Source organism: Oceanicaulis sp. MMSF_3324 (assembly GCF_030733545.1).
Lineage (GTDB): Bacteria > Pseudomonadota > Alphaproteobacteria > Caulobacterales > Maricaulaceae > Oceanicaulis.
In genome coordinates this window covers 90,116-101,112 of record NZ_JASHIU010000012.1, presented here as the reverse complement: position 1 = coordinate 101,112, position 10,997 = coordinate 90,116, and the positions used below count along the sequence as shown (strand labels likewise).

At 64.3% G+C, this 10,997-nt stretch carries 11 protein-coding genes and 1 pseudogene; all 12 read left to right on the top strand.

Annotated features, from left to right (window positions below):
- Positions 1 to 190: pseudogene (locus RBA95_RS12240) on the top strand (Holliday junction branch migration protein RuvA); the annotation flags it as partial.
- Positions 187 to 1,224 carry a Holliday junction branch migration DNA helicase RuvB gene (gene ruvB, locus RBA95_RS12235; RefSeq protein ID WP_306017147.1) on the top strand — a complete coding sequence of 346 codons (1,038 nt, stop codon included), beginning with the start codon at positions 187 to 189 and terminating at the stop codon, positions 1,222 to 1,224. The pseudogene RBA95_RS12240 and the gene ruvB, both read left to right, overlap by 4 nt.
- Positions 1,224 to 1,667: a tol-pal system-associated acyl-CoA thioesterase gene (ybgC, locus tag RBA95_RS12230; RefSeq protein WP_306017146.1), complete on the top strand. Its 444-nt coding sequence runs from the start codon at positions 1,224 to 1,226 to the stop codon at positions 1,665 to 1,667. Before ruvB ends, ybgC begins: the two co-directional genes overlap by 1 nt.
- Positions 1,668 to 1,834: 167 nt before the next feature.
- Positions 1,835 to 2,488, top strand: coding sequence for a MotA/TolQ/ExbB proton channel family protein (locus RBA95_RS12225; RefSeq protein ID WP_306017145.1), 654 nt, complete (start codon positions 1,835 to 1,837; stop codon positions 2,486 to 2,488).
- A gap of 3 nt (positions 2,489 to 2,491) precedes the next feature.
- Entirely contained in the window at positions 2,492 to 2,923 is a 432-nt protein-coding gene (gene tolR / locus RBA95_RS12220; RefSeq protein ID WP_306017144.1) for a protein TolR, read from the top strand.
- Positions 2,924 to 2,934: 11 nt separating this feature from the next.
- Positions 2,935 to 3,762, top strand: coding sequence for a hypothetical protein (locus RBA95_RS12215; RefSeq protein ID WP_306017143.1), 828 nt, complete (start codon positions 2,935 to 2,937; stop codon positions 3,760 to 3,762).
- Positions 3,763 to 3,791: 29 nt separating this feature from the next.
- Positions 3,792 to 5,138, top strand: a complete 1,347-nt coding sequence (tolB, locus tag RBA95_RS12210) for a Tol-Pal system beta propeller repeat protein TolB (RefSeq protein WP_306017142.1) — start codon at positions 3,792 to 3,794, stop codon at positions 5,136 to 5,138.
- Between the two features lie 136 nt (positions 5,139 to 5,274).
- On the top strand, positions 5,275 to 5,790 hold the full coding sequence (gene pal, locus RBA95_RS12205; RefSeq protein WP_306017141.1) for a peptidoglycan-associated lipoprotein Pal: 516 nt from the start codon (positions 5,275 to 5,277) through the stop codon (positions 5,788 to 5,790).
- Positions 5,791 to 5,868: 78 nt separating this feature from the next.
- Positions 5,869 to 6,630 (top strand): hypothetical protein, encoded by a 762-nt coding sequence (locus RBA95_RS12200; protein ID WP_306017140.1) that lies wholly within the window; start codon positions 5,869 to 5,871, stop codon positions 6,628 to 6,630.
- Between the two features lie 77 nt (positions 6,631 to 6,707).
- Positions 6,708 to 7,670 (top strand): tol-pal system protein YbgF, encoded by a 963-nt coding sequence (ybgF, locus tag RBA95_RS12195; RefSeq protein WP_306017139.1) that lies wholly within the window; start codon positions 6,708 to 6,710, stop codon positions 7,668 to 7,670.
- Between the two features lie 8 nt (positions 7,671 to 7,678).
- The gene (tilS, locus tag RBA95_RS12190; RefSeq protein ID WP_306017138.1) at positions 7,679 to 8,962 is read left to right on the top strand and encodes a tRNA lysidine(34) synthetase TilS; all 1,284 of its coding nucleotides are present in this window, start codon (positions 7,679 to 7,681) and stop codon (positions 8,960 to 8,962) included.
- An 83-nt stretch (positions 8,963 to 9,045) separates the two neighbouring features.
- Positions 9,046 to 10,977: an ATP-dependent zinc metalloprotease FtsH gene (gene ftsH, locus RBA95_RS12185; protein WP_306017137.1), complete on the top strand. Its 1,932-nt coding sequence runs from the start codon at positions 9,046 to 9,048 to the stop codon at positions 10,975 to 10,977.
- The last annotated feature ends 20 nt before the right edge of the window (positions 10,978 to 10,997 follow it).

Here is a 10,997-nt window from a genome sequence, read left to right as displayed (position 1 = left end):
TGCGCCAGCCGCGCCCGCCCCGGCATCCGCCGATAACGCCATGCGTGAGTCCGCTGTCTCGGCGCTCGTCAATCTGGGCTATAGTGAAAGCGATGCGCGCAAGGCCGCTGCCGAAGCCTTGCGTCAGCTGGGCGATGATGCGACCGAAGGGCTGGTCATCAAATCAGCCCTCAAGGAGCTGGCGCGTTGAGCGAGTCAGACGAGCGCATCATTTCCGCAGAAGCGAGCCCGGGCGATGGCCGGGACAAGGCGCTGCGCCCGCTCTCGTTTGACGAGTTCGTCGGCCAGCCTTCCGCCATCGCCAATCTCAAGGTCTTCACCCAGGCTGCGGCGCGGCGCGGCGAGGCGCTCGATCATGTGCTCCTGTCCGGACCGCCCGGTCTGGGCAAGACGACGCTCGCCCAGATCGTGGCCAAGGAACTGGGCGTGAATTTCCGCGCCACCTCCGGCCCGGTCATCGCCAAGGCGGGCGATCTCGCCGCGATCCTGACCAATCTTGAAGAACGCGATGTTCTCTTCATCGACGAGATCCACCGCTTGCTTCCTGCCGTGGAGGAAATCCTCTATCCGGCCATGGAGGATTTCTGCCTCGATCTCGTGATCGGCGAAGGTCCGAGCGCACGCACCGTGCGGATTGACCTGCCGCCGTTCACCCTGGTCGGCGCCACAACGCGGGCGGGCCTTCTGGCGACTCCTTTGCGCGACCGTTTCGGCGTGCCGGTGCGCCTCGAATTCTACTCCACTGAAGAACTGTCCGGGATTGTCGCGCGCGCCGCCCACAAGCTGGGCGCGCCCATGAGCGAGGACGGCGCGACCGAGATCGCAAAGCGCGCTCGCGGTACGCCGCGCGTCGCCGGACGTCTGCTGCGCCGGGTGCGCGATTTCGCCGAAGAGGACGGCGTGCCGGTGATCAACGCCAAGGCGGCGGATGCGGCGCTCAAGCGGCTGGACGTGGACGAAGTGGGCCTGGACAGCCTCGACCGGCGGTATTTGCGGGTCCTGATTGACGGCTTTGGCGGCGGCCCGGCCGGCGTCGAGACGCTGGCGGCGGCCTGCGCGGAAGCCCGTGATGCGCTTGAAGATGTGGTCGAGCCTTTCCTGATCCAGCAAGGCTTCATCATGCGCACGCCGCGCGGGCGCGTGGCGGCCAAGCGCGCCTATGAGCATCTGGGCTTCACCATGCCGCGCCATTTGTCGGATGATCTGTTCGGGGAGGGCGCGTAATGGCCGAACCTCATGCCGGCGTGTGGCTGGACGACAAGACGCATCAGCTCTCGGTGCGGGTCTATTACGAGGACACCGATTTCACCGGCGTCGTCTATCACGCCAACTATCTCAAATTCCTCGAGCGTGGACGCACGGACGCGCTGCGGTGCGCGGGCGTGTCTCATGCCGAAATTCTCGAGCTTGATCCGCCGCTGGGCTTCGCCGTGCGCAAGATCAATCTCGACTATCTCAAACCCGCGCGCATTGATGACGCCCTGGTCATCGAGACCCGGTTCAAGGCGGCCAAGGGCGCGCGTCTGGTGATCAGCCAGCGGGTGATCTGCGCGGCGGAGGTGCTGGTCACGGCCGAAGTGGAAGCGGCCTGCATCGATCTTGAAGGTCGGCCCCGGCGCTTGCCCAAGCCCATGCTGGACCAGGTGCAGCGTTACGTAACCGGCTAGAATTTTCCCTCAATTCGCCTCAATTCCTGTCTTTTGTCATCTTGTTGCGCCTGGCTGGGAGAGTTCGGCTTGGCGTAGCGCGTGCGTGCGGTTACACCTGCAGCCCGAGGGCGTTTCAATATGGCGCATCCCGTCAAGCGGATGCGAGAGGGTCAAGCGGAGTTTTCATGGAAAGCGTTGCGGTTGAACTGACGGGTCCGGCCAATGAGCTGACCATCGTGTATCTGTTCATGCGCGCCGATATCGTTGTTAAGGCAGTGATGGCGTTGCTGGCGTTGATGTCGATCTGGTCCTGGGCCATCGCCATCGAGAAATGGATGCAGCTGAACAAGGCCCATGCCGGCGCCTCGCGCTTTGAAAACGACTTCTGGTCCGGCGGTTCGCTGGACAATCTCGTGAACAAGTACGCCAAACCCGCCAAGGAGCCGTTCGGGCGCGTCCTCGCCGCCGCCATGCGCGACTGGGACGGGTATGCGGTCGCCAAGAGCGGCGGCGCCGAAGCCAATCGCGAGCTGAACAAGATGGAAGGCGGCCTGGGCGTCTTGTCCATCATCGGCTCGTCCGCACCCTTCATCGGCCTGTTCGGGACCGTCTGGGGCATCATGAACGCCTTCCGCTCCATCGCGGCGTCTGAAAACACCTCGCTCGCCGTTGTGGCGCCGGGCATCGCCGAAGCGCTGTTCGCCACCGCCCTGGGCCTGCTGGCTGCGATCCCCGCCGTGATCTTCTTCAACGCCCTGTCCTCCAACCTCGCCAAATACGCCGCGCGCCTGGAAGGGCTCGTGGACGATCTGGCGGCGCTGGCGAGCCGGGGGAACTAGTTCATGGCTGGCGGTCTCGACACTGGCGGCGGCAATGGACGTCGCCGCTTCAAGCCCAAGGCTGAGATCAACGTCACCCCCTTCGTGGACGTGATGCTGGTGCTGCTGATCGTGTTCATGGTCTCCGCGCCGCTGTTGACGGTGGGGGTGGAGGTCGACCTGCCCGACACCGAAGCGCGCGCCATGACCACGTCTGAAGAGCCGCTGACCCTGACGATCCAGTCTGACGGCACGCTGTACCTGATGGAGACCGAGGTGGCGTATGACGAGCTCGCGCCGCGTCTGGCCGCCATTACCGACGCGGGGTCTGAAGCGCGCATCTATATCCGCGCCGATGACGGAGCGCCGTATGGCGAGGTCATGCGGGTGATGGCCCGGGTGTCGGCTTCGGGCTACACCAATATCGGCCTCGTCACCGAACCGATCCGCGAATAGGGGGCCGGGCCATGCGTCAGGCCCTGGGGTTCATCCTCTCCCTGTTCATCCACGCAGGGCTGATTGCGAGCGCGCTGGTCGCGTTTCCGCATGCCCGGCGCATGAGCGAAGAATTGACCGTCGTGCCGGTCGAGCTGGTGACGCTGTCGCGCGAGACCAATGTCCGCGCGGCGCGCCCCGAGCCCGAACCGGAACCGGAAGAGATCGTGGAAACGCCGGCGCCTGAACCCGCGCCGGAGCCTGAGCCCGCCCAGCCCGAACCCGAGCCGGAAGTCATTCCGCCCGCGCCTCAGGATGAGCCTGAGCCCGAACCCGAACCTGCGCCGCCCGAGCTTGAACCCGAGCCGGAACCGGAGCCCGAGCCGGTTCAGCAGCCGCGTCCGCGCGAGCCCGAACCCGAGCCGGAACAGGACTCGCTCGACCTGAACGCGCTGTCGCAACTGGTGGACCGGTCGAGGGACAACGCCGCGCCGCGCGGAGACGCCGAAACGGGCGAACAACGCAATCGCGTCGGACCGGGTACGGACATGACCGCCAGTCTTCAGGCGATGGCCGCCTCTCATATGAACCGCTGCATCCGATCGAACGCCGATGCGCCGGCCAATATGGATCTGCGGGTCTCGCTGGAAATCCGGCTGGAGCGCAATGGCCGCCTGTCTGTGCCGCCACGCCTGATCGACGAAGGGCGCATCATGAATTCGCCCAATTCCTATCTGAGGGTGGCGGGTGAACGGGCCTTGCGTGGCGCGATCGAATGCCAACCCTATCCTCTACCCCCCGAGCATTACGCCCAGTGGCGCGTGCTTCGGGTCAATGTCGACACCCAACGCAATCGCTGACCTGCCGTTCGAACCCCGGGAGCTTCTCCATGACCGTTCTGCGCTACCTCTTCACACCGATCCTCGCCCTGATCGTGATGGCCGGCTCGGCTTTTGCGCAAACCCCGCTCGTGGTGGACGTGACCGAGGGCACGCTGGATCCGACCCCGATCGCAATCCCCGACTTCATCGGCGAGGACAATCGGGAAGCTGAGATCGGCGCGGACATTTCCCGGGTCATCTCCAACAATCTCGATACGTCGGGCCTGTTTGCGCCTGTGGATCCAGAGGCGTTCATCGAGGACATCAGCGACATCAATCTGCGTCCGCGCTTTGGCGACTGGCGGGTGATCAACGCCTCCGCGCTGCTGGTGGGCGAGGTCAGCATTGATGAAAATGACCGCATGCTGGTCGCGTTCCGCCTGTGGGACGCCAATACTGAAGCGCAGATGCAGGGCCTGCAATTCGTCACCTCGCCGGACAACTGGCGCCGGATTGCGCACAAGGTCTCGGACGCTGTCTATGAGCGCCTGACCGGTGAGACCGGCTATTTCGACACGCGGATCGTTTATGTGTCCGAAGGCGACGGCCCCAATGGCGAGCCCATCCGTCGCCTGGCGGTGATGGATCAGGACGGCGCCAACCCGTCCTTCCTCACGGACCGCTCCTACATGGCGTTGCTGCCGAACTATTCTCCGAGCGCCCAGCAGATCACCTATGTGTCCTTCCGCGACGGTCGGGCCACGAGCTATCTCTATGATCTCGAGACGGGGCGTCAGGAAGCGCTCTTTGACTCAGGGCCCTCGCTCGCCAGCGAAGGCCAGTCCCTGTCCGCGCGCTTTCATCCCAATGGGCGCGAACTGGTCGTGTCCGCCGAACGTCACAGCGGCCATGACCTGTTCCGCTTTGACCTGCGCTCGCGCACCCTGCGCCAGCTGACCACGCACCCCGCCGATGATGTGGAGCCCTCCTATGCGCCTGATGGCGACCAGGTGGTGTTCTCCTCCTCGCGCGGCGGGCAATCACAATTGTACGTGATGAACGCGGACGGGACCGACCCGCAGCGGATCACGTTTGGCGAGGGTCGCTACACCACGCCGGTCTGGAGTCCGCGTGGCGACCTGATCGCCTTCACCAAACAGCGCAGCGGCCAGTTCATGCTGGGCGTTGTGGCTGCGGATGGCTCGGGTGAGGAACGTATTCTCTACGAAGGCTATTTCGTGGATACGCCCGCCTGGTCGCCTAATGGTCGCGTGTTGTTGTTCACACGCGGCGATCGAACGCGCGAAGGAACGACGTATTCGATCTGGAGCATTGATCTGGCGGGCTTCAATCTGCGTCGATTGCCGACGCAAGGCGAAGCAAGCGACCCCGCCTGGTCGCCCTTGATCGACTGAGCTTTGCTCGGCTAATGTCGAATCCGAGGTGCGCGTTTTGGGGTTTTTTGAGGGGTGTGAAGCGCGCCCATTCTGATAGCATCCACACCGATTTGCCTATGATAACATCCATAGGCTTGGAGAGGACGACCATATTATGAAACGCCTGTCTATTCTTGCCGCTCTGGCGCTCAGCGCTTCGCTGGCCGCCTGCGCTTCGCAACCCGAGCCGGTTGCGCCGACGCCTGAGCCCGAGCCCGCTCCGGTCTACGAACCGGCTCCGGAACCGGCTGGCCCGATCCCTGGCTCGGAAGAAGATTTTGAAGTGAATGCGGGCGACCGCGTCTTCTTCGCGCTGGATCAGCACACGCTCTCCAGCGAAGCCCGCGCCACCCTGCGCCGTCAGGCCGCCTGGCTGTCTTCCTATCCGCAGGCCCGCATCCTGATCGCCGGCAATTGCGACGAACGCGGCACCCGCGAGTACAACCTGGCTCTGGGCGCGCGCCGCGCCAACGCCGCACGCGACTTCCTGGTCAGCCAGGGCGTGGATCCGTCCCGCATTTCGACCGTGTCCTACGGTAAGGAGCGTCCGACCTGCAACCGCTCCACGCAAGAGTGCTGGGCGACCAACCGGAACGCCATGACCATCATCCAGTCGGGCGCTGTCTCCTAGGACCAGCCCTGAAAAGGATTGATCGAGACGCCCGCAAGGTTCATCCTTGCGGGCGTTTCTGCTTGAGGGGGCAGCATTATGGTTATCCGAGCTTTGATGGGGCTGATCGTGGCTCCAATCGCGTCTGTGGGCGCTCTGTACGGCCTGTCCATGGTGATGGAGCCGACACCGGGTCAGTATGGTTCGTCCGAAAGCGAGCCGGTCATGTCCGGAGAAGAGCCGGCGTCCGAACCCAATGAAGAGCCGGTGGGCGAGCCGCCGCTGGCGCTGCCCTATGAGGACGGCGAAGCCGCCGCCTTTCTGGCGGAGCTGTTTGAAGGTACGGACGCCTATTGGCTCTGGGGCGTGGACAGTCGCGCAGATCTGGCCTCGTTCTCGGCGCAGATCGCCGAGCCGGACTCTGGCGGTGAGGCGGTTTGCACGCCCAGTCATGTTCAGCTTCAGTGCACGCTGCGTCGCGAAGACGGTTACGGATATTCCTTTGCCCTGCACACCATGGACGGCGACGGCTGGACGGTCGTGAATGATGAGGTCCGTCTGTTGACCGTGGCGTTGCCCTATCGTGAAGGCGAGGCGGCCGCGTTTCTGGCGGACGCCCTGGCAGGCACGCAAGATCCATGGATCTACAACCGGGACAGCCGAGCGGATCTGGCGTCCTTTTCGGCGCAGATCGCTGAACCTGGCTCGGGCGGAAACGCCTCCTGCACGCCGGCCTATGATCATATTCACTGCGTGCTGAGCCGCGCAGACGGCTATGGCTACACCTTCCAGATGGAGGAAACGGCCAGCGGGGACTGGGTTGTAAGGCCTGACAACGTGCGGCTGCTCGACTATTCCTGACTTCGCCTTGATTTCGCCAATTGCTCGACAACACTAGCGTTCAGAAGACCTGAGACGCTTAACAGGATCCGTGCGCCATGATTCGTATCGCCTTGATCGCCCTTTCCGGCCTCGCCATGCTCTGTGCAGGACTTGCCGCTCCAGCCGAAGCGCAATCGCGCCGGGAGCTGGCGGCGCGCCTGGATGCGGTGGAAGCGCGGCTGGCGCAGATCGAGGGGCGCGCCCTGCAGGGGGATCCGGTGGCGGAAACCCTGATGATGCGGGTTGATGATCTGGAGCGTCAGCAACGCGTCCAGACCGGTGAGCTCGAGCGCCTGACGTTCGAGAACCGGCGTTTGCGTCAGGAGCTCGAGCAGTTGGGCGTCAATGTGGACCGCCTGCTTTCGGGCGGCGCGGCCTATGGCGCTGGCGAGCCCGAAGCCAACGGTGATCCGCTGTCGCTGGGCGGACCTTCCGATTTGCTGACCTCTGAAGAGATTGACGACAGCGATCCGTTCGCCGAGGCGCGCGCCTCCACGGTGCAGCCTTTGGGCGCGCCGAGCCAGGGGCAGAGCCAGCCGCGTTCGCCTTCGCGGGACACCCGTGCGCAAAGCGGGGCTCAGGGCCAGCTGGACGCCGATGTCAGCTCGCTCGCAGCACCGCCCGAGCCTGTCATGGATGCGGACACGCTGTTTGAAACGGCGAATGCGCGTTTGCTGGATGGCGATTTCGGCGGCGCGCGCGAGTTGCTGCGCGATTTCACCCAGACCTATCCGGATGATCCGAAAGTGGGTCAGGCCTGGTACTGGCTGGGAGAAACCCATTTCATCAATGGTGATTTCCAGGACGCGGCGGATTCCTATATCGCCGCCTTGCAGGAAGACCGTCAGGGACCGCGCGCCCCGGATGCTCTGGTCCGTCTGGGCGCTTCGCTGGCCGCGCTGGGGGAAACCAGCCGCGCCTGTCAGGTGCTGGCCACCTTCCCGTCCGAATTCCCGCGCGCCGGGGATGACGCCCGCCGCAAGGCGCAGCGTGAAGTCTCGAGGATTGGCTGCCGCTAGGAGCTGTGGTGACGCACGCGCTCGCGCTCGGCTATTCCGGCGGCGGTGATTCCACCGCGCTCCTGCATGCTTTGCGGGCCTGCTTTCCTGGTGTGAGCCTGCATGCCCTGATCGTGGATCACGGCCTGCGCCCGGAAAGCGGCGAGGAAGCCGCAGATAACGCCGACTATGCCCGGTCCCTGGGCGCTGAGCCTCATATTCTGAAATGGTCCGCACCTCGCAAGAACCAGGCGGCGGCGCGTCAGGCGCGGCACACCTTGCTGGCCGGGGCCTGTGAAGGTCTGGGCATAAACCTCTTGTGCCTGGGTCACACGCTGGATGACCGCATCGAGACCTTGCGCATGCGCGCCAACCGCGAAGGCGGCTGGCGGACGCTGACTGGCATGACCGGTCTGGACGCCTCGCCGGTCTGGCCGGAAGGGCGCAATCTGACGGTGGCCCGACCCTTTCTCGGGCTGCGGCGTGAGGAGCTTCGGGCCTATCTTGAAAAGGTCGAGGCGCGCTGGGTGGATGATCCCTCCAATGAAGACCCGCAGTTCGAACGCATTCGTTTGCGTCAGGACGCCTATCCGGCCGGCGGACCGGCCGAACACGGTTTGTTGAGCCTGTCTGACCAGAGCCTGGACGCGGAGCGCTTGTTGCGCAGCGCAGCCTGGCGGCTGACCGAGCGGGCGGTCGCGATGACGGCCTGGGGCGGGGCGCGTCTCGATCGGGACAAGTTCACCCTGGCCGCACGTCCCATGGCCTTGCGGGCGCTTGAAGCGGTGATGATGGCGGTGTCCGGCGAAGCCCGACTGCCTGCGCCGGAAGGCGTGGAAGCCTGTCTTGATGCGCTGGAGCAGGGCGAGGCCCGTACCCAGGCGGGCGTCCTGCTGACGACGGATGGCGTCATGGGCCGCGATCCCGGCGCCGTTCTGGGCCGGGCGGATGGCGGTGCGGATCCTGTCTGTCTGGAATTGGCGGAGGGCGATCAGGCTGTCTTTGATGGGCGGATCGAAATCCACGCCTCATCGGCGTGTCGGATGGAAGCTTTGGGCGATCGGGCTGCGCCGGATGGGGACACCCTGTCTGAGGTTCCGGCCACGCTGCGTCGCTCTCTGACAGCGATCATGGCCAGCGACAGCGATGATATTCTGGCTTTACCCGGCTTTAAGTCCGATGAGACGGACAATTGGCGGCTGCTTTGCATGGATCGACTTCGGCGCTGGCTGCTTCCGTGCGAGGCCCCGGCGTGGTTTGATGAGGATAAATCTGCGGCTCATATCGTCGCAGCACTGGCGAAACCGGCCTGACGCCCCAATATCAGGCTTGACGAAACGAAGACAGTCTCAGATGCGCGCCCGGTCCAAGGCGGCGCAGACAAGGACACAGACGGATGAATATGCGCAATATCCTGGTTTGGGCGATTTTGCTGGTGCTGCTGCTGGCCCTGTTCAACATGCTGCAGGGACCGAGCCAGTCCGCACCCTCGAACGAGATCAACTATTCCCAGTTCATGAACCAGGTCGAGAGCGGTCAGGTCAGCTCGGTCACCATTCAGGGTGATACGGTCACCGGCCAGACCACGGGCGGCGCCACCTTCCGCACCACGGTGCCCGAGGATGAAAACGTCACGCCGGCGCTGCGCGCCGCCGATGTGGACATTACGGCCCAACCGCCCAATGAGGGCGGCATCAGCCCGCTGGGCATCCTGATCAACTGGTTCCCGATGCTGCTGCTGATCGGCGTGTGGATCTTCTTCATGCGCCAGATGCAGGGCGGCGGTCGCGGCGCCATGGGCTTTGGCAAGTCCAAGGCGAAGCTGCTGACCGAGAAGACAGGCCGGGTCACCTTTGATGACGTGGCCGGCATTGATGAAGCCAAGGAAGAGCTTCAGGAAATCGTCGAATTCCTCAAGGACCCCTCCAAGTTCCAGCGCCTGGGCGGCAAAATCCCCAAGGGTGCGCTGCTGGTGGGCCCTCCGGGCACGGGTAAGACCCTGACCGCACGCGCTGTGGCGGGTGAAGCCGGCGTGCCGTTCTTCACGATTTCCGGTTCTGACTTTGTCGAGATGTTCGTCGGCGTCGGCGCCAGCCGTGTCCGCGACATGTTCGAACAGGCCAAGAAGAACGCGCCCTGCATCATCTTTATCGACGAGATCGATGCTGTGGGCCGGTCCCGCGGCGCCGGTCTGGGCGGCGGCAATGACGAACGCGAGCAGACCCTCAACCAGCTGCTGGTGGAAATGGACGGGTTTGAAGCCAATGAAGGCATCATCCTGATCGCCGCGACCAACCGTCCGGATGTTCTCGACCCGGCGCTGCTGCGTCCGGGCCGCTTTGACCGTCAGGTCGTCGTGCCGAACCCGGACATCACCGGTCGGGAGAAGATCCTGAAGGTGCACATGCGCGATGTGCCGCTGGCGGATGATGTGGATCCCAAGGTCATCGCGCGGGGCACGCCGGGCTTTTCCGGCGCGGACCTCGCCAACCTTGTGAACGAGGCGGCCCTTCTGGCGGCGCGCCGCAACAAGCGCCTCGTCTCCATGGCCGAGTTCGAAGACTCCAAGGACAAGGTCATGATGGGCCCCGAGCGTCGCACAATGGTGATGACCGACAAGGAGCGCACGCTGACCGCCTATCACGAATCCGGCCACGCCATCGTGGCGCTGAACGTGCCGTCGGCGGATCCCGTGCACAAGGCGACGATCATCCCGCGCGGTCGCGCGCTGGGCATGGTCATGCAGCTGCCCGAAACCGACAAGATGTCGATGACCCATCAGGAGATGACCTCGCGTCTCGCCATCATGATGGGCGGCCGGGTGGCTGAAGAGCTGAAATTCGGCAAGGAGAACGTCACCTCCGGCGCCGCCAGCGACATCAAGCAGGCGACCCGTCTCGCCCGCGCCATGGTCACCCAGTGGGGCTTCTCCGAGGAGATCGGCCCGGTTGATTACGGCGAGGACCAGGGCGAGGTCTTCCTGGGCCAGCAATTGGTGCAATCCTCCTCGATCTCGGCGGAAACCGCTGCGAAGATCGAAAAGGAGATCAAGGGCCTTGTCGAAGGCGGCCTCAAGGAGGCGCGCCGTATCCTGACCGAGAAGAAAGACGACTGGGTCACCCTGTCCGAAGGGCTTCTGGAATACGAAACCCTATCTGGTCCGGAGATCATCGAGCTTCTGAAGGGCAATCCGCCCCATCGTGATACCGACGTGCCGCCCAAGCCCGATGACGGAACACCTCCGTCCGGCGCGCTTCCGGTCATCGATGATGACGAGGATGAAGCGTCCGATACAAGCGGGCTGGAGCCCAAGCCAGGCGGCGCCTGATCAAGGCTCCATCGTTACAG